This window comes from Clostridium sp. SGI.024 (genome assembly GCF_050315195.1).
Classification (GTDB): domain Bacteria; phylum Bacillota; class Clostridia; order Clostridiales; family Clostridiaceae; genus Clostridium.
The window spans coordinates 18,864-38,333 of record NZ_JBNPON010000018.1; the positions used below are offsets into that span (position 1 = coordinate 18,864).

General features: G+C 24.7%; 16 protein-coding genes. 14 read left to right on the forward strand and 2 right to left on the reverse strand.

Annotated features, from left to right (window positions below; genetic code table 11):
* Window positions 1-104 precede the first annotated feature (104 nt).
* From ACQRD5_RS07275 to ACQRD5_RS07315, 9 genes are all read left to right on the forward strand, one after another.
* Window positions 105-827, forward strand: a complete 723-nt coding sequence (locus tag ACQRD5_RS07275; RefSeq protein WP_291626947.1) for a hypothetical protein — start codon at window positions 105-107, stop codon at window positions 825-827.
* A gap of 292 nt (window positions 828-1,119) precedes the next feature.
* A complete protein-coding gene (locus tag ACQRD5_RS07280; protein ID WP_374044433.1) occupies window positions 1,120-2,505 on the forward strand; it encodes an MATE family efflux transporter in 1,386 nt (461 codons plus the stop codon).
* A gap of 79 nt (window positions 2,506-2,584) precedes the next feature.
* Complete coding sequence (locus ACQRD5_RS07285; protein ID WP_291626949.1) at window positions 2,585-3,034, forward strand: DUF3791 domain-containing protein; 450 nt, start codon at window positions 2,585-2,587, stop codon at window positions 3,032-3,034.
* A gap of 222 nt (window positions 3,035-3,256) precedes the next feature.
* Window positions 3,257-4,276 (forward strand): Wadjet anti-phage system protein JetD domain-containing protein, encoded by a 1,020-nt coding sequence (locus ACQRD5_RS07290; protein ID WP_291626951.1) that lies wholly within the window; start codon window positions 3,257-3,259, stop codon window positions 4,274-4,276.
* Entirely contained in the window at window positions 4,273-5,898 is a 1,626-nt protein-coding gene (locus ACQRD5_RS07295; RefSeq protein ID WP_291626953.1) for a hypothetical protein, read from the forward strand. Before ACQRD5_RS07290 ends, ACQRD5_RS07295 begins: the two co-directional genes overlap by 4 nt.
* Window positions 5,899-6,612 carry a DUF6063 family protein gene (locus ACQRD5_RS07300; protein WP_291626955.1) on the forward strand — a complete coding sequence of 238 codons (714 nt, stop codon included), beginning with the start codon at window positions 5,899-5,901 and terminating at the stop codon, window positions 6,610-6,612.
* A complete protein-coding gene (locus ACQRD5_RS07305; RefSeq protein WP_291626957.1) occupies window positions 6,605-10,990 on the forward strand; it encodes a hypothetical protein in 4,386 nt (1,461 codons plus the stop codon). Before ACQRD5_RS07300 ends, ACQRD5_RS07305 begins: the two co-directional genes overlap by 8 nt.
* A gap of 94 nt (window positions 10,991-11,084) precedes the next feature.
* On the forward strand, window positions 11,085-11,327 hold the full coding sequence (locus tag ACQRD5_RS07310; RefSeq protein ID WP_366781960.1) for a rhodanese-like domain-containing protein: 243 nt from the start codon (window positions 11,085-11,087) through the stop codon (window positions 11,325-11,327).
* Window positions 11,328-11,487: 160 nt separating this feature from the next.
* On the forward strand, window positions 11,488-11,748 hold the full coding sequence (locus ACQRD5_RS07315) for a hypothetical protein (RefSeq protein ID WP_291626959.1): 261 nt from the start codon (window positions 11,488-11,490) through the stop codon (window positions 11,746-11,748).
* Window positions 11,749-11,950: 202 nt separating this feature from the next.
* Here ACQRD5_RS07315 and ACQRD5_RS07320 read toward each other — a convergent pair whose 3' ends face one another.
* The gene (locus ACQRD5_RS07320) at window positions 11,951-12,106 is read right to left on the reverse strand and encodes a hypothetical protein (protein ID WP_291626960.1); all 156 of its coding nucleotides are present in this window, start codon (window positions 12,104-12,106) and stop codon (window positions 11,951-11,953) included.
* Window positions 12,107-12,203: 97 nt separating this feature from the next.
* A complete protein-coding gene (locus tag ACQRD5_RS07325; RefSeq protein WP_291626961.1) occupies window positions 12,204-14,390 on the reverse strand; it encodes an LPXTG cell wall anchor domain-containing protein in 2,187 nt (728 codons plus the stop codon).
* 332 nt (window positions 14,391-14,722) lie between these two features.
* Between ACQRD5_RS07325 and ACQRD5_RS07330 the strand changes: the two genes are divergently transcribed.
* From ACQRD5_RS07330 to ACQRD5_RS07350, 5 genes are all read left to right on the forward strand, one after another.
* The gene (locus ACQRD5_RS07330; RefSeq protein ID WP_291626963.1) at window positions 14,723-15,391 is read left to right on the forward strand and encodes a response regulator transcription factor; all 669 of its coding nucleotides are present in this window, start codon (window positions 14,723-14,725) and stop codon (window positions 15,389-15,391) included.
* A complete protein-coding gene (locus tag ACQRD5_RS07335) occupies window positions 15,391-16,962 on the forward strand; it encodes a HAMP domain-containing sensor histidine kinase (protein ID WP_291626965.1) in 1,572 nt (523 codons plus the stop codon). The genes ACQRD5_RS07330 and ACQRD5_RS07335 overlap by 1 nt, the downstream gene beginning before the upstream one ends.
* A 57-nt stretch (window positions 16,963-17,019) precedes the next feature.
* Window positions 17,020-17,919 carry an ATP-binding cassette domain-containing protein gene (locus ACQRD5_RS07340; RefSeq protein ID WP_291626967.1) on the forward strand — a complete coding sequence of 300 codons (900 nt, stop codon included), beginning with the start codon at window positions 17,020-17,022 and terminating at the stop codon, window positions 17,917-17,919.
* Complete coding sequence (locus tag ACQRD5_RS07345) at window positions 17,891-18,694, forward strand: ABC transporter permease (RefSeq protein WP_291626968.1); 804 nt, start codon at window positions 17,891-17,893, stop codon at window positions 18,692-18,694. The genes ACQRD5_RS07340 and ACQRD5_RS07345 overlap by 29 nt, the downstream gene beginning before the upstream one ends.
* Window positions 18,695-18,784: 90 nt before the next feature.
* Window positions 18,785-19,426 (forward strand): Type 1 glutamine amidotransferase-like domain-containing protein, encoded by a 642-nt coding sequence (locus ACQRD5_RS07350; RefSeq protein WP_291626970.1) that lies wholly within the window; start codon window positions 18,785-18,787, stop codon window positions 19,424-19,426.
* Window positions 19,427-19,470: the final 44 nt, after the last annotated feature.

The following is a 19,470-nucleotide window of genomic DNA, read 5'->3' on the forward strand; positions in this document are numbered from 1 at the left end:
CTTCTTACTTATTCACTATTACTTATTAATTAATTTTTTTGTAGCAAAAGTGCTTGGATATAAATACATATATAGTAATAGTAATATAATAGGAGAGTAACCATATGCAAATGATGGATATGCTTTTTAGAGGTCTAATGGGTGGAATGGGAGGAGGAATGCCTAATATGGGAGGTGGAATGCCTAACATGGGAGGAAGCCCTCTTGGAGGAATGGGTGGAGGTAATCCCCTTATGAATATGCTCATGGGCTCAATGATGGGTGGAATGGGTGGACAAAGACAAGGTCAAGGGACTCAAGGACAAATGAATAATCCACTGTCTATGCTTATGAATGGAATGGGAGGTGGAATGCCTCAGGGAAATAATATGAATCAAGGGAATGGCATGAATCAATTACTAAGCATGTTAATGGGTGGAAATAATATGAATATGCCTAATCAGAATAGAAATATGAACAATATGAATAACATGAACAATCCTTTGGCAAATTTCATGAATAGCTTAAATATGCAGCAACCAAGTCAAACAAGCCAACAAAGCCAACAAAATAATCAAGGTGGAAATAGAAGCAATGGAATAGATATGAATGAATTAATGAGTATGCTAATGGGAGGAAGTCAAGGAACACAAAATAATATGAATAATGGAAGTATTAATAGTGGAAGTGCTATGAATAATCAAGGAAACTCTCAAATGGATCCATTATCAATGTTGTTTGGTGGAATGAATGGTGGAAATATCAATGGAAATAATATGAATGGAAATACGAATTCTAATTCAGATAGAAGTAGAGATTCTTCTAGTAGACACAGGAGAAGAAGATAGGGTTAATAATGCATAATAGATAATGGATAATGCATAATTAATGAAAAAATAAAGGATTGAATTCCTTTAGAATTTATAACTTTCATAATTCAGCTTGTATTAATTCTTTCAATAATTCTACATTTTAAATTTTACATTTTTCATTTACAACTTTAAGCTGCTTAGGCAGCTTATAAGTTTAGTTAACATAATGTAATATATTTCATTTGAAAAATTTTAAGTAACTGTTTATTATTTTAAAGAAAAATGTTATTCTATATTATCGAAAATAATTATAGGAGATAATAGACTTATGACAAAAACTATGAAGAATGAATTAACAAAAGATATGACAAGTGGTAATCCAATTAAATTGATATTATTATTTTCAATTCCATTATTAATTGGAAATGTATTTCAACAGTTTTATAGTATGGTTGATACTATAATAGTTGGAAGATTTGTTGGAGTAGACGCTTTAGCAGCAGTTGGTGCAACAGGATCTATGTCTTTTTTAATAAATGGATTCGTTGTTGGACTAACTAGTGGATTTGCAGTTTTAGTTTCACAAAAGTTTGGAGCTAAAGATGAAAATGGACTTAAAAAAGCAGCTTCTAGCTCTTTAGTTTTATGTTTAATAGCAACAGTTATTGTTACTATAGTAAGTATGGCCTTAGCTAAACCATTACTTAACTTAATGAATACTCCAGATAATATAATGAAAGATGCTCATAGCTATATTAGTGTTATTTATGCTGGAACTATAGCAACAGTTTCATATAATATGTTTGCAAGTTTATTAAGAGCATTAGGAGATAGTAAAACGCCTCTATACTTCCTTATAATAGCCTCTGTTTTAAATATAGTTTTAGATATAGTATTTATAGTTAATTTTAATATGGGAGTAGCAGGTGCTGCTTATGCTACAGTTATTTCACAAGGCGTATCAAGTGCTTTATGTTTTATATATACATATAAGAAATATGAAATATTAAGACTTAAAAAAGAAGATTTTAAAGTTAAAAAAAGATTTTATGTAAAACACTTAAAAATAGGAATTCCTATGGCACTTCAATTTTCAATAACTGCTCTTGGAATAATGACAGTACAAGGAGCTTTAAATGTATTTGGATCTACAGTAATTGCATCATATACAGCAGCTTCTAAGGTATTACAAATTGTAATGCAACCTGCTATTACCTTTGGAGTTACTATGGCAACATATTGTGGACAAAACTTAGGCGCTAAAAATTATGCTAGAATCAAAGAGGGAGTAAAAAGATGTACTGAAATATCTATAATTACTAGTATTCTTGCAGGTCTAATATTAGTATTTGGTGGAAAGTACTTTGTAGGTTTATTTATAGAAAATCCAGATGCAAGCATTTTAGCATATGCACAAGAATGTTTAAATTATTCAGCAATATTCTTTATTCCTTTAGGATTAATATTTATATATAGAAATGCTCTTCAAGGTATGGGAGAATCCTTTGTTCCTATGATGGCAGGAGCATATGAGCTTATAGCTAGAGCAATTGTTGCCTTTACATTACCTAAATTTATTGGATATACAGGAATATGTTTAGCAGATCCAGTTGCATGGCTTGCAGCAGCTATTCCATTAGGAATTTATTATTATAAAAAAATGAAATCAATAGATAGTAATGAAACAATTACTGGCGATAAAATATTAAGTTAGAGGTAATATGATTTATTTTAAAATAAATCGAAATAGGGTATAATTAAAGTAATTATTATATTGTGAAGAGGTGGGTATATTGATTAATATAAGTGATATAACAGATGAACAGTTATATTTTTCTATATATTGTATAACTGCATTAAGTCGAAACTTAAATATGTCACCATCAGATTTATATAAATTACTTACTGAAAAAACAAAAATATTAGAGGAATATATTATAAAACATTATGATACACTTCATACTCAAGGAGAAGATTATATTGTTAATGAAATAGTTAATTTATTAAAAAATAAGGGGATAAGCTTTGATAATATGAAAATGACAGAGTATGACGAAATTTTAGTAATGCTTATAGATGATATAATATTAAATATAAGTGATTTAAAATCAATAAGTAAGTATGATGCAATGAAATTATTTTATTCATCTCCAATAAGCAAATTACTAGATAGAAAAGAAACTGGATTATTTACTCAAAGTGCAGCAAGCTTAGCATATAGATGTATTAACATGAAAAACTAATATAATTTTTATTAAGACTCATCATTTAGATGAGTTTTTTATTTATCTACTTAAGTGTAGCTGGATATAGATATTATATTTTAGTGTCTTGGAGTTTGTTAGATAGAAAATAATATATCTTTTTTTCTTTTATTAGAAAGTCCTATATAATATTTAGAAAGTAAATATTATGATATAATTAAATTTATAGAAATAATATTTTTAAGTTAATAAAGAGGAATTATGAAGTTAAAAGATAAGTTTAATAAAAAGAAGATTACCATAGAAGAAATAGAAAAGCTATATAAAGTAAGTACATATAATGATTTATATATTTTAGTACTAAAACTTATAGAAAATAATGAAATAGAGCCAATTAAAAGTAGTGGTGGTAATGGTAAAAAGCCAGCTTTATTTACAGGATATAGAATAGTTGAGGAAGAAGAGGATAATTCATTTTATTTTGAAGAACTCGACTATAGAATATCAAGTAAATTTGATATTAGTTATTATAAGAAAAATATAAATAAGTATAAAGAGCATAGAGAATATATTTTAGCATTAAATACATTTATTAAAGAAAATGAAGAATTATTAAAAGTACCTTTATCCATGAATGAAAGATCATTTCAAATATGGGGAAGAGAAAAATTTCTACAAAAAGAAGAAGGAAAATTAATATTAAAAAATCTTGGCTTGAGCTTAGATTATTTAAATTATTATGACACATCTGAACCATTAGCATATTATTCAAAATCTAAAAAAACTCCTCAAAATATTTTAATATTAGAAAACAAAGATACATATTACACCATGAGAAAATATTTAATAAATTACAATAATACTATTTTAGGTAAAGAAATAGATACAGTAATATATGGAGCTGGTAAAGGTGTAATAAAAGCTTTTAAGGATTATGATGTATCTGTTGAAGATTATTTAGCTAACAAAGAAAATAAGATATATTATTTTGGGGACCTTGATTATGAAGGTATTATTATATATGAGAATTTTTATAGTAAATATAAAGATAAATATGCTATTAACATTTTTATAGAAGGCTATAAAAAAATGATTGATAAAAGTAGAAATATAAACAGTTTACCCAAAACAAAAGAAGGACAGAATAGGAATATTAATGAATATTTTTTACAACAATTTTCCTCAGAATATAAAGAAAAGATTGAAGAAATATTGAAAAATGATTTGTATATTCCTCAGGAAATAATAAATATTATCGATTTACAAATGGAGGAGAAATGAAATTAGATTTTTTAAATCAACATCATATTAGAATGAAGAAAATAGGTGCATATTCTCTGTTATTTAGAAATAGTATTTCCAAAAGAACTTGGGATAAATATGGTTTTTTAGAAGGATATGAACAAGATAATTTAGTATTTTCAGTACTATTGTATATAATGGAGCAATCCTTAAAAGAAGAATTATGCACCATTGATGATATTGGTGAATTTATAGATGAAATAAACTCAATATATTATAAAAAAAGCATTTCCTATGAAGAGTGTAAAGAACTTGCTGAATTTATTGTTAATGTAATTCTTTGTGATGAAGGAAAAGCTATGTATTTTAAAGCTTTGAACTATAAAAAAGCAGAATATAAGGAAATAAATATAAGTTTTTTGAAAAACTCTATGGAGTATATAGAAGGGGTTAGACGTGTATCTTATTCCTTAACTGATGAAGGATATGAGTTAATTTTATCAACACTAGAAGTAGAAGAAAGTCTTAAATTAACCATTCAAGAAATAATATTTAAACTTCATTTAGAGAAAGCTTCTTATGATAAGGCTTTAGATGATATGAAAAATATCTTTAATAATATGAGAAGAAGAGTTCAAAAAATGGAAGATGATATAAGAAGAATAAAGGAATCTCCATTAACTTATTCTGTAGAGGAATATAAGTTAATGATGGAAGGAAATATTGGAATTCTTAATGATAATAAAAAGAAGTTTTTAGCACATAAGATAGCAATTGAAGAAAAAATTTTAATGTTTGAAGAAAAGGATATTCATATTAAGGATTTAAATGAAGAAGAAATGGAAAGTTTAATGAATTTAAGAACTATAAATGAATATCTTGGAAGAACAATAGATGAAGAACAAAGAATATTAAAAAGTCATTTTGATTTAAAAAGAATTTATGGAGAAGAATTAGAAAATATATCTAAAATGGCTCTTATTGAAAGATTTGATATTAAAAAAGAACTGTTTAATAAAATATTAGAAGATTCAAATAAATTGGAAAATATTCATTTATTCTTTTCTTCTCTTTTTACTAGAAATCCAGATAAAAATTATAATATAAACAAAGCATTTGTATTTCAACAACCAGTAAGAGCTAAAGAGAATGAAAATGATGAGGAGATTTTATCCTTTAATGAAGAAGATATAATTGAAGCAGAAAATAAAAGAAAACTTCAACGTATTGAAAAATGTAACAAGATAATTGAATTAATATTAGAATTTGCATATGAAAAAGGTAAAGTAACCTTAAGTGAAATTAATAATATGATTAAGGAAAGTGAAGTATTAAGAGATTTACTTATACCAACTGTAGAAATTTTTAGAGAAGTTATTATTGAAATGTTAAAAATAAAAGATATAAATATTGATGAATTAAAAGAAGAAAGAAAGACTTTAATTGATAATAACGAAATAGAATTTCAGCTTAACAAAAGTATATTAGATATTATTGATAGAAATAATTTATTATCAAATATTTTAGAAGTTAGAATAAATAAAATTGAGTTTGGTGAAGATATTAAGCTTGAACATGTAAAAGATGAAAATGGAGATTATAAGAATTTTATTTGTTCTGACATAGTTTTTGAAGTTTATGATAGAAGGAGTTTAATATAAATGGATTATTCAATGGATGAAATAAAAATAAGTAATAAGATTTTATATTATTTATTGAAAAATAAAGAGTTAAAAGAAAATGAAGAAGAGTTATATAAAGCTTATTCTGAAAATGAGAATATAGCAGAACTTGTAAAAGTTGCTGGAGAAGAAGTAGAATGTGTAGTTAAAAAGTTTGGAGCTACGATATACTTAATTCCTAAAGAAGATAATGATTTTTTAGGCTATTCCAAAGGAGAATTAAAGAAGGAACTATGTAAATCAGGAGCCAATGATAAGGATTATTATTTATCACAATTTATTATTTTAACATTAATAGTTTCTTTTTATGGATCAACTGGTCTTAGTAGTAAGTCTAGAGATTTTATTAAGGTTGGAGAATTTCTAAATATTATAACTGAAAAATTAAGAGAAGGCGTTGAAAGATCTACTGAAGATGATGAAGATAAGAATGGTATAGCTTATACTAATATATTAGAAAGATTTGAATCATTAAAGGCAAGTGATAAAAAGAGTACATCTAAAACAACAAAAGAAGGATTTGTACATACTATATTAAGCTTTTTAGATAAACAAGGATTAATTTATTATATTCAAAGTGATGATATGATAAAGACTACACAGAAATTAGATAATTTTATGGATTGGCATTTATTAAATAAAAATAATTATAATAGAGTTCTTAGAGCATTAGGAGAGGAAGTATATGAGTAATATAAATAATATTAGAATTGTAAATTTAAATTACAATAATAATACTATGAAAATAGATGATGAAACTTTCTATTTTCATGGGGAGAATACTATGCTGAATTTAAGAAATGGTGGAGGAAAATCTGTTTTAGTTCAGATGATGATAGCACCTTTTGTTAATAGAAGGCATAGAGATTTAGGAGATAGACCTTTTGAAAGTTACTTTACTAGTAAAACTCCTACATACATATTAGTTGAATGGAAATTAGAAGATAATGCTGGATATTTATTAACAGGAATGATGGTTAGAAAAAAGGAATCAGCCTCAGATGAAAATTCAAAGGATAAATTGGATATAATTAATTTTATTTATGAATATAAGAATAAAAATGAATATGATATAAAAAGATTTCCTATAATAGAAGAAAATGAAGGTAGTAGAAAAATAAAAAGTTTTCTTAATGCCAAAAAGCTATTTGAAGATTTAAAGAAGAATATTAATTATAATTTTAATTATTATGATATGAGCAATTATACCACATCTAAAGCATATTTTAATAAGCTTCAGGAATACGGTATTGATAATAAAGAATGGGAAAATATTATTAGAAAAATTAATTTAAAAGAATCAGGACTATCAGAATTATTTAAGGAAGCAAAAAATTCTGAAGGATTAATAAAAAATTGGTTTTTGCCAACTATAGAAAAAAAGTTAAATAAAGATGAAGATAGAATAAAAAATTATAAGGAAATAATAACTAGATATATTATTCAATATAAAACAAATAAAAGTAATATAGATAGAAGAAATAAAATAGAGATATTTAATGAAAAATCTATAGAAGTTTTAGAGATAGCCAATAACTTTAAAGAAATGATTTTAATTAAGGAAGCTCATGAAAATAAAATAGCTAATTCAAAAAAATACTTTTATGATGAAATACTATCACAAGAAAATATTCTAAAGGATATAGAAGGATTAATAGAAAATGTACTTAACGAAAAAAGAGAAATTCAATATGAAGAACTTTCTATGAAAATATACAATTTTTTAGATCAACTAGAAGATATCAATGAGGAAATAAAAAGTAAAAATAATGAAAAAATTAATTATGAAGATAAATTAAAGCTAGCAGTTAAAGAAAAAAATATATTAAGATGTGCAGAAATTTATGGGAATTACAAATATATATCTGAAGAATTATTAAAGGTAGAAAATAAAATAAAGGTTTTAAAGGATGAACAAGGAGATAAAGAGCCTAGGATAAATGATTTAGGATTTTCTATATTAAATTTATTAAATATAGAAATAAATAAGTTAAAGGAAGAGTTAGAGTTATTAGAAAAGGAAAATAGTAATTTAAATAGTAAAGAAATAAATTTAAGTACTTCCTTAAAGAAAAATAGAACTTTTGAAAATGATCTTAATAAGAAGCTTGGTTCATTAAAAGCAATAGTTAATTCTTATAATAAAATTGAAGAGAGATTTAATAAAAAATATAATGAGAATTTATCAAGAAATATTACAGGTTATTATAATGATGAAGATTTATTAAGGTTGTCTAAAGAAATTATTAACTCTATAGAGAGCATTAATAAGAATAGAATTACAGAAGAAAAAAGATATTTTGATTTAAATGAAGAAATTAAGGCTAAAAAATCCTTAAGAGAAATTAAAAATAATGAAATAAGTCAATTAGAATTAGAAGAAAATTATCAAAATAAAAAATTAGAAGAATATGATGAAGAGCTTGAAAAGAGAAAAGATATATTAAAATATTTAGATGAAGATGAAAGGATAATTTTCAAAAAGGATATTATTATTGAAAAGTTAGATAAAAAAATTCAAATATTAAATAATGATATAAAAGAATTTAATAAAAATTATGATAAACAATTAAAAGAATTAAATATGTTGAAAAGTGGTAAAGTATTAGAATTACCAAAAGAACTTGAAATAGAGTTAAATAAAAGAGATATAGACATTATTTATGGAATGAAGTGGTTAAAAAATAATGGATATTCAAAAGAGAAAAATGAAGCTATTGTAAAAGTAAATCCATTTATTCCATATTCATTAATTATGGATAGAAATAAAATAGAAGCTTTAAAAAGAGAAAAGCTAGAATCTTTTACATCAAGCCCTATTGCAATTGTAGATAGAGAAAAACTTGAAGAAAACTTAATTGATGAAAATTATAATATTATAGAAGGTGATAAAGTTAATTTCTATATTTCTTTTAATAATAAACTTTTAGATGAAGTTGAGCTAAATAGATTAATAAAAGAGCATGAAGAAGATATTAATATATTAGAGAAAAAAATAACAGAAAAAGAAGAGGCAAAGGAATTTTATATAGATAAGAAGTCTTTTATAAAAGAATCATCTTTAACTAAGCTGCTATATACTCAATTAGAAGATAAAATATCAGAAATTAAAGAAAAGATTCAAACTAATAAAAAAGATATAATATTATTAGGAAGTAAAATAGGGGAATTAGAAAATGAAATAAAAAGGTGCTCAGATAAAATTGATGATTTAAAGCATAAAATAATTGTGGTTAATAATAAAAATGATGATTATATAGAGTTATGTAAAGATTATGATGAATATAAGAATAATAAAAAATCTCAGGAAGAAAATGAAGAAAAGTTAAAAGTAGTCATAGAATGTATTAAAAATGAAGAAATATTATTAGAAGAAAATTTAAAGGAAATAAAAAGAAAAGAAGAATCTATTAGAAGTTGTAATAATTCACTAAATAAAATTAATATTGATGTTAAAAAATATTCATCTTATGATAGTGGAAATATTATAAAAAAAGATTTGGAAGATTTAAAGTCTGAATATGATGCATTAGTTTCAGAAATAAAAAATTCTTATGAAGAGTTAATAGAAAACCAAAAGAATCTTAATGAAAGATATTTAGAAGTTCAAAATAAATTAACTAATAGTGCTTCATATTATAATTTAGTAGATGAAGATTATATTAATATTATTTATAATCATGAAAGAAGTAATGAAGTAGAAAATGAAATAAATAAATACAATAGAGAGATAAGCAATTTAGGTAATAAAATAAGTAAATTAGAAATAGAAAGTACAAGAATAAAAACTAAGATTGATCATTTAAAAGAAGAAGTTAAAAAGCTAATAAATACTTCACAGCCAAAAGATAGAAATCTTATTTTCAATAAAAATTTTGATGAAGAATTAGCAAAACTATCATTAAAAGAGAAAGAATTATATTCTAAAAGAGAAGAAAAAAATAAAATCCTTAATGAATTTAAATTATATGCAGCTTCTTTAGATGAGTTTGAATTTGAAATAACGGAAGCTATTGAATTAAACCTAGAAGATATTAATTTAAAAGATTATACTGGAAAGTTAAAAAGAGATAATAGAATAAATAATGAAAATGTTAATAAAGCCAATAAGAGCTTAGAAAGAATTGTAGAAAAACTAAGCAAAGAAGAGATATTTATAAATGACTCTTTATTTAAAGAATCAATTAATGGTTTATTAACCTTTGTAAATAATCCAGAAAAGTTTATTTCTCAATTAAATGTAGTATTACAATCCTACAATACAATTATAGAAAAGTTAAAAGAAGATATAGAATTAATAAATAAAGAAAGAAATAATATCATTGATAATATAATGGAATATATATCAATTGTTAATAATAATATCAGTCAATTAGATAATAATTCCTCTATAGAAATTAACGGAAAAAGAGTAAAGATGCTAAATATTATTCAACCTGACTGGGAGGAAAGCAAGGAAGTTTATAAATTAAGAGTAAAAAGCTTTGTTGAAACCTTAAGAAATCAATGTATTGACTTATTAGAGAAAAATGAAAATATTAGTGAGTTAATAGATAACAGAGTAAGTATAATTAAGTTATATGATGAAATAGTTAGTATCAGTAGCATAAATATTAAATTATATAAAATAGAAGAAAATAAGCAAAAACAAATTAGTTGGGATGATGTTTCTAAAAATTCAGGGGGCGAAGGGTTTTTATCTGCCTTTGTAATTTTATCAAGCTTATTATCATATATGAGAAAAGAAGATAAAGATATTTTTACTAGAAAAGAAGAAAGTAAAGTATTAATTATGGATAATCCTTTTGCTCAGACCAATGCAGCACATCTTTTAATACCTTTAATGGATATTGCTAAAAGAAGCAATACTCAACTTATATGCTTAACTGGATTAGGTGGAGACTCAATTTACAGTAGATTTGATAATATATATGTATTAAATTTAGTTAATTCAAAATTAAAAAATGGACTTAGATTATTAAAATCAAGTCATATAGTTGGGGATGAAGAAAAAGAAGTTTTAGTATCAACATACACAAAAATAGAAGATGAACAATTAAAGTTATTTTAAAAAAATATTTAATTTATTAATGGAGCTGCTTGGACAGCTCCATTAACTTTTGAAGAAATAAGATATATTTAAAGAGCAGAACTACAATGCTTTAATATTAGATGTTAGAACTCCAGGAGAATTTAAAGGCGGTCATATTCCTAAAGAAAAAAATATACCAGTTCAACAAATAAGCTCACAAATAAATAATTTAGATGCTTATAAAGAGAATGATATTATAGTATATTGTGCATCTGGAGCTAGAAGTTCTAATGCGGCAAATATTTTATCCAGGAATGGATTCAATAAAGTATATAACTTAGGCGGTATTGGTAACTATAAAGGGCAATTAAAATAAATTCATAGAAAATAAAAACTCATCTTACTGGTGAGTTTTTTATTTTCTATGAATTTATAAAAATATTATTACTTGGGATACTTTTAATAATTGGAATAACGGAAATATAAATGAAAAAGAGATAGTAATAGATGATAATATAAATAAGTTTATAGATGCTATGTATAAAGGAGTACCATATTCTCTTGAAGATAAAGAGTTAAGAGATAGTTTATTCTGTAAAGAAAGTAATTATTCAAGCATTGAAGATTATTCAGAAGCAAATAATGAAAATCAAAAATTTATGTTTTTTAAAATGAAGGATGGAACTAAAGCAGAGATAAGACTATTTAAAGATGGATATGTCTATTATCAAGGATTGAACTTCGCTTTTAAATTAGATGAAGAAGCCTTTAATAATATTTGGAATGAATTAAAATAGTATTAAGAATAATTAGTATATATCAAAAATAATCAAGAGTTCTATTAAGATTGCAAAAAGTAGTTAGTTTTGTATAAAAACAAAACTAACTACTTTTTTAAAATTCATAATGAAATGAAAAAATAAAAATATTTTTTCAATTTAGAACAAATTACTTCAATAATTCTATTCTACATTATACATTCTTCATTGTGCACCAGCACTAAAATCCTCTTTTCTTTGCTTCAACTCCACTTTCATTTATACCTGGTTCTTCTGTACTAAAGTTGTAGTGATTATTAGCATGTTGATTTTGAGTTTTTGAGCCATTTTTCAAGTAGTTTTCTTTAGAATGCTTTTTGCTATTTTGATTTTTCATATGTTACCTCCTAAAATATTTATCAGTTATATTATTAGAAGTTTATATAAAAATATGAGATTTTTTTTAATATCTTTGATGTATGTAGTATTTAAATTTATTTTCTTTTCTTTAAGAAAAGCCCTATTAGTGCTATATTATTTGTTATAAAGCCCATAATTAATGGTATAACCCTTGTAGAATCTCCTGTTTTTGGTAATGAGTTATTTGTATAAGTAATATTATCATGTTTAATAGGCTCTTCATTTTTTGTTGAAAAATCTTTATCCGATTCCTTTGTATTTGGTTGAATTACACTATTATTTTTATCTTTATCATTTTCAGTCATATCATCTTTTGTAGAATTATCTTCAACTATTTCAATAGATGATGCTAATGGTATTTCAATAGTTTTTGTAGAAGTGATATTTGTTAATAAAGTATCATCAAACCCATCAGCTAGTTTAAAGGATTCAATATTAGACATTATTAAATCTAAGTCTATTGATTTTCCTTCTTCAACTTCAAAAGTATATGTTTTAATAGTCTCTCCTTGGTATGTATAGCTAATTGTTATGTTGTATTTATTTTTAATAGAAGGAGTAAGTATAGTAGCATCAATAACGTGTACTAATGGTACTTGAATTGTCTTTGACTGATTTATATTATTAAGTGAAGACATATCAAAAGTATCTGATACTTTATATACACCATTATCAGCCTTAGGTAAAGCTAGTGTAACTGAATTACCAGCTTCAACTTCAAAATTATCAGTTTTAATAATTTTTCCTTGATGTGTATAATTAATTGTTACGTTGTATTTATTTTTAATAGAAGGAGTAAGTACAGCAGCATCAATAACATGTACTAATGGTACTTCAATAGTTTTTGATGATGTGATATTTTTTAATTGATTTTCATCAAAGGTGTCTTTAATCTTATATTCTCCTTCAGCAGGTTTTGGTAAGGTAAGGGTCACGTTACCACCATTTTCAATTTTAAAACTTTCATTTTTTATAACATTATTATTATGTTTATAAACTATAGTAACATCATGTTTAGTAGTTCCTGAATTCTCTTTCATAGTGTAAGTGTTAGTATTAGTATCTTTTTCAAAAAAATAATCAGATGAAGGTCTTACTAGTGAAATAGTTGGCTCATTAGCTATACTGCCATTAACAGTTAAATAACTTTTTCCAATATAGTCTTGCATATTTTCTCCAAAATCATTGATTTTAAGAGATAATGTACCTTCTAGGTTTTTCTTTATTAATAAATCAGTATCTCTTGAAATTGTTATTTCGCCAGTACCTTTTAGATTTTGTATATCTATAGTTGGAACAAGTGCTTCAGTTAAAAATAATTTGCTATTTTCTTCTAAAGATAGATCACCAATTATATACTCAAAGTTATCTTTTACACTAACTGATGAATTTTTCAAAGATAAGTTTTGTATATTATCAAAAGTTGCATTATACATATTTACATTTTCAAGTTTTATAGTATGATTTTCGCTATCAGCTCCATAGAAAGTATTAACATATCTTGAATTAGAAGTTATATTTACTTCTCCATTCATTGGCATACCTTCCCCACCTAAGTCAATTCCTTCTGTAACTTGTGCACTTGATGACATTATACTAATTGTAGTTGGAGTAGTTTTAATTTCATCTTCATCACCTGCTAAAATTTTATGAAATCTTGTTTCTTCAGTTCCACCAGAGATTATAATTTCTGAATGATCTCCACCTTCTTTAGCACCATAGGTTCCAGCTATTAACATAGGTCTAGTATTAGGTTGTGCAATACTAATAAGTGTACTTACATTATTAAATTCTACTTTGTGCCCAGATACATAGATTTTAGGAATAGAAATACCTTCTGGTATCATATTAAGTACTAAATCTTTAAATTTTACATCTTTGCTTAACTCTACATCCATTCCTCTAAAATTCAATCTATGTCCACCATTACCATCGATAGTAACAGCTTTATCGATATTGAAAGGAACTCCTTCATCTGTAATGTAAATAATATTTTCTAATAGTTTAATAACATCTCCATCTTTTGCTTGTCTTATTGCATATGAAAAGCTTTGATATGGACTGTTTTCAGTACCAAATCCAGCAGTTGAATAGTCATCACCTCTAGTTACATATATTATTCTAGAAGTAACACTATTATTTTCGGATGTTGTTTGAGCATAGGTTGTTTTGGTGGGTAGTATAAAATTTGTTGTGACAAAACTTACAATTACCATCCCACATAATCCTAATTGACGTACTTTCTTTTTAGAATTTTTCAAATTTTATCCTCCTAACATATGAATTTTTTGATATTTGTATTTTATGATTACAAAGATTTTCTAAAAACTTAAATGAATTTCTTAAATTCTTTGTTTTTTTATTTAAGAAAGCAACAATAATCAATAGATATTAAAAAAAAAGTTATATTTATTATAAACATTTTACTGAGGAAAGTGTATATTTTTTCCTAGATTTACTATTTAAAATACAAATTTATTCAAAAAATACAAAAATAATACTTCAAGAAAACACTTTAGTTATATATGACAATTATATTATTTGATTGTATAATTATGGTAGAAAGCCCTTGGATAAATATATGGAGGAAAATATGATTAAAATATTGTTTTTAGAAGATGAGCCTAATATATTAGAGGTTACAACTGAATATATGAAGATGCATGGTTATGAAGTCACTTGTGTATGTAATGGAGAAGAAGCAATAGAAAAATTAAAAAATGAAGATTTTAATTTAGCTATATTAGATATAATGGTTCCTAAGATTTCAGGATTAGAAGTTCTACAATACATAAATAAAAACAAAAAGGAAATGTCTACAATTATGTTAACTGCTTTAGGTGATGAGCAAACTCAACTTAAAGCTTTTAATTTGAAAACTGATGACTTTGTAATTAAGCCTTTTTCACCTATATTACTATTAAAGAGGATAGAAGCAGTTTTAAGAAGAAGCTTAAAAGAAGAAAATGATAATTACACTAATAATGAGCTTTATATAGATGATAAAACCTATCAGGCTTATTATAATAATAAAAGTTTAAATTTAACTTTAAGTGAGTTTTTATTATTACAAACATTAATGAAGGAACCAAATAGAGTTTTTAATAGAGAACAATTAATTATAAGAATATTTAATGAAGATTATATATCAAATGACAGAATTATAGATGCACATGTTAAGAACTTAAGAAAAAAGCTACCTAATAATTATATTAAAACTGTAATTGGAGTTGGGTATCAGTTTAATAAGGAGGGTATCTGATGAATTTATCAAAGAAAACCTTTATGTATAGTGCTTTGCTTTCTGGAATGATTCTATCCCTTATACTAATTTATTTTATAGTTATGTTACCTTCCTTATATACAGATTATTTAAGTAAAAGTCATTACCAATCTATAAAGAAAATACAAGAAGAGTATATTAAGAATGAAGATTACAGTAATATATATTCGCCTAATCCATCGGGAACTATAAGTGTTAAAATTCCTTCAAGTGGTAAAGATATTTATGCATCAAATACCTTTGGTACAGCTAAGATTACAATAAAAGATGATGAAATAGATTTAATAAATTTATTAGATAAAGTTAGATATTATGCAAATAATACTGAGGAGTTAAAAGAACTTGAAGATTATGATATTAAGTTTTTTGAAACTTTAAAGAATAGTTTCTATAAAGATAATTTTATTGATGAATTACCAATAAACTTTGAGTTTGTTAGAAGTAACAATAAAAATCCATTTACTGATGGTTCAAGTAAAATGAATATAGTTGGAGATGATACTATAATTTTTGAACTTAATAACTTTGATGGAATAAATTATTATACAATTTTTTCTGCAGTTACTATTAATGATGGAAATATAATTATTACATTATTATCAGTAATGACACCTAAAATAGAAGAAATAAGATTTATTGTATTTCAAAGCTTACCAATGATAATAGCAGTAATTATTTTAATTATATTAATATCTACTTATTACTTTTCAAGAAAGATTATTATTCCAGTAAAGAAGCTTGCCAACCATGCTGAATTTATTAAAAATAATAATATAAATGAAGTTTATCCTATAGAAATAACAGGAGAAGATGAAATATCTTATTTAGGAAATACATTAAATGAACTTTATAGTAAGTTAAATGAAAGCTTTAAGGCTTTAGAAGAAAAGAATAAATTATTAATTGCTGAAAATAAGAGGCAGGAGGTATTTTTAAGGGCATCTTCACATCAATTAAAAACACCAGTTGCATCAGCACTTTTACTTGTGGAAGGTATGATTGATGAAGTTGGTAAGTATAAAAATACAAAAGAATATTTACCAAAAGTAAAGGAGCAAATTCAAGCTATTAGAAAAATTATAGATGAAATATTAAATCTTAATAATAAAGCTGTAAATAAGAAAATGGTTAATATAAAAGATTTAATTTATGAAATAATATGTAGTCATGAAATTGAAATAAAAGAAAAGCAAATTTTATTAGATGAAGAATTAGAAAATATTATAGAAGAAACGGATTATCACTTAATATATAAAATTATTGATAACTTAATTACAAATGCAATAACTTATACAGACAAAAATAACAATATAAAAATAACCTTAGTAAAAAATAAGTTAGAAATTATAAACTATGGAGCACATATAGATGAAGAGATTTTACCTAATATATTTGATGCTTTTGTATCAAGTAATAGTGAAAGCAGGGGGAGTGGTCTAGGACTTTATATAGCATATTATTATTCTAATTTATTAGGTTATAAGATAGAAGTTAATAATATTGTAAGTGGAGTAAAAGCTACATTAGATTTGCATAGAATCTTCATATGAAATTCATATGGACATACTATAATAAATTTATAGAAGATAGAAAGAGGAGAGGTTAAAATGCTTACTATAAATAATTTAGAAGTTAAGTATGGAAAAGAAGTAGCTTTAGTAATTAAATCTCCAATTGTATTTGAAGAAGGAGATAGAATAGGAATAATAGGATCCAACGGAGCTGGAAAAACTACTTTAGTAAAATCAATTTTAGGATTAATTATTTATAATGGCTCTATTAATACATCTGTAAAAAGCGAAGAAATTGCTGCACATATGCAATTTAATAATTATGTAGATACTATGGCAGTTAAGTATATTATTGAAGCTATATTAGATACAAAGATTAAAGATAATAAGAAGTTACAAGAATTAATTGATTTCTTTGATTTTAGAGATTGTTTAAAGAAAAAGTATAGTGCACTTTCAGGAGGACAAAAACAAAGATTAACTATAATACTTGTATTGATTCAAGATTCACCTTTAACCTTCTTTGATGAAGTTACATCTGGACTTGATTTTGAGACAAGGCAACAATTAATGAGTAAGATTGAAGAGTGGTACAAAAATAAGAAAACAACAATTTGTTTAGTTTCTCATTATTATGAGGAGTTAGAGCAATTAACTAATAAAATATTAATATTAGAAAAAGGAAGAGTTATTGATTTTGGTAAAAAGGAAGAGTTGTTCAAAAAGTATTGTGGTAAATCAATAATAATATTAAATAATACAAAGGAAAATATAGAAGTAACAAAAGCTTTTAGAAAGATAAAATCTCCACAACATTTAATAGCTATTTCTTGTTTAAATACAGATGAAGAATTAGAAGTATGTAGTCTTTTAATTGAAAAAGATATAAGTTTTAAAAGAAGTAATTGTGATATAGAAATTATGAGTATTAATGCAAAATTAAATAATGAAGTAGGTAGTGAGGAGGGTGAGGAGCTTGAAAGTAAAATTAGTTAGAAGCAATTTAGTTAAATATGAACTTAGAAATTTATTAGGAAATATATTTATGTTAATATTTGGACTTATTTTTCCAATATTTATGTCAATATTTTTAGGAAATTTAATTGGAGCACAGGTTCCATCTGAAACAAAAGATACAGTAGTTACTACCATATTTATAAGTAATAGTTTAATGCTTCCTTTGGCTACTGTATTCATTGGATATTCTGCAACTTTTTCACAAGAGCTTGAAAAAAATATACCACTTCGTTTTAGATTATTTGGCTATAGTGAGAAAACTTTAGTTTTATCAAAGATAGTTGCTTATTTAATATTTATGACAGTGGCAATGGTTATATATACAATAGTAGTATCCTTAGGTCTAAGAATATTGGTGCCATCCTTTGCTTCAGTTATTATTTTGATTGGTTCATTATATTTACTTTCTATTATATTTTTTGTGTTAGCTCATGGTATTGCATTATTTATAAAGAAATTTGGGCCAACCTATGCTATAACGATGATACTTTATTTTTTAATAATGATATTAAGTGGAATGTTTGGAGTGCAAGCAAAAGATTTTCCAGAACCTCTTATGAAAATAGCGTATCTTTTCCCTACAACTTATATATCTAGTGAGTTTGCTGATTTCTGGCAAGGTGGTAGCTATAATTTTATGCCTTATATACAATCTTTAATTTTATTTATAGCAGTATCAGCAATAGTTTTATTCTTAGCTATAAATAAAGATTCAAGATATAACCATAGAGAGAAGGTATCTGCTGCAAAGTAGAATGTAAAATAAAAATATATTTTATTAGGTAATTGTATTGTATTACTAATAAAGATTATAATTATTTTGATGGTATGAAAAGGAGTATATATGATGGTTAAAATACTAACAAGTGGCTTTCCTAATGGCTTTCCTGATGATTTTAGCAGGCTGTTGAAGATATATATAAAAGAAGCAGATATGAACTTTGTTTTTGTAGCTTCTGAATTTGAAAATATATATGAAAAGACGGATTGGTATTGTAATTACTTTTTAAAGATGTTTTCTGATTGTGGAATAACTTTTAAAAGTGTCAAGGTTATAGATGGTAGAGTTTCAAAAGAAGCTGCACAAGATATGGTTAGAAATGCAGATATTTTATGGCTAGCAGGTGGAGATACACCTAAACAGTTTACTTACTTGGAATCTTATGGACTAATAGCATGTATCAGAGAACAAAAAGGCGTGATTATAGGAATGAGTGCAGGTTCAATAAATATGACAAAAACGGCTGTGTGTACATTAACTTGCGAACATGATGAACTGAAAATATATGAAGCATTGGGATTAGTTGAATTTTCGGTTGAACCTCATTTTGATAAAGATAATATAACTGAGGAGTTACTTATGATTTCCGAAAAATATCCATTGTATGGAATATGTGATGATGGTGCTATCATATGCACGGATGATAACACATCATTTATAGGTGATGTATTCTTGATAAATAAGGGATATGTAACTCAACTTTAATATACTCTATTAATTTGGAGCAAATTGTATCAATAATTTTATAT

What these genes read in the sequence shown, in the direction of transcription:
- ACQRD5_RS07305 (WP_291626957.1), top strand. Translation starts at nt 6,605, where the DNA reads ATGAGTAATATAAATAATATTAGAATTGTAAATTTAAATTACAATAAT.
- ACQRD5_RS07280 (WP_374044433.1), top strand. Translation starts at nt 1,120, where the DNA reads ATGACAAAAACTATGAAGAATGAATTAACAAAAGATATGACAAGTGGT.
- ACQRD5_RS07330 (WP_291626963.1), top strand. Translation starts at nt 14,723, where the DNA reads ATGATTAAAATATTGTTTTTAGAAGATGAGCCTAATATATTAGAGGTT.
- ACQRD5_RS07290 (WP_291626951.1), top strand. Translation starts at nt 3,257, where the DNA reads ATGAAGTTAAAAGATAAGTTTAATAAAAAGAAGATTACCATAGAAGAA.
- ACQRD5_RS07335 (WP_291626965.1), top strand. Translation starts at nt 15,391, where the DNA reads ATGAATTTATCAAAGAAAACCTTTATGTATAGTGCTTTGCTTTCTGGA.
- ACQRD5_RS07275 (WP_291626947.1), top strand. Translation starts at nt 105, where the DNA reads ATGCAAATGATGGATATGCTTTTTAGAGGTCTAATGGGTGGAATGGGA.
- ACQRD5_RS07320 (WP_291626960.1), bottom strand. Translation starts at nt 12,106, where the DNA reads ATGAAAAATCAAAATAGCAAAAAGCATTCTAAAGAAAACTACTTGAAA.
- ACQRD5_RS07300 (WP_291626955.1), top strand. Translation starts at nt 5,899, where the DNA reads ATGGATTATTCAATGGATGAAATAAAAATAAGTAATAAGATTTTATAT.
- ACQRD5_RS07350 (WP_291626970.1), top strand. Translation starts at nt 18,785, where the DNA reads ATGATGGTTAAAATACTAACAAGTGGCTTTCCTAATGGCTTTCCTGAT.
- ACQRD5_RS07295 (WP_291626953.1), top strand. Translation starts at nt 4,273, where the DNA reads ATGAAATTAGATTTTTTAAATCAACATCATATTAGAATGAAGAAAATA.
- ACQRD5_RS07315 (WP_291626959.1), top strand. Translation starts at nt 11,488, where the DNA reads ATGTATAAAGGAGTACCATATTCTCTTGAAGATAAAGAGTTAAGAGAT.
- ACQRD5_RS07340 (WP_291626967.1), top strand. Translation starts at nt 17,020, where the DNA reads ATGCTTACTATAAATAATTTAGAAGTTAAGTATGGAAAAGAAGTAGCT.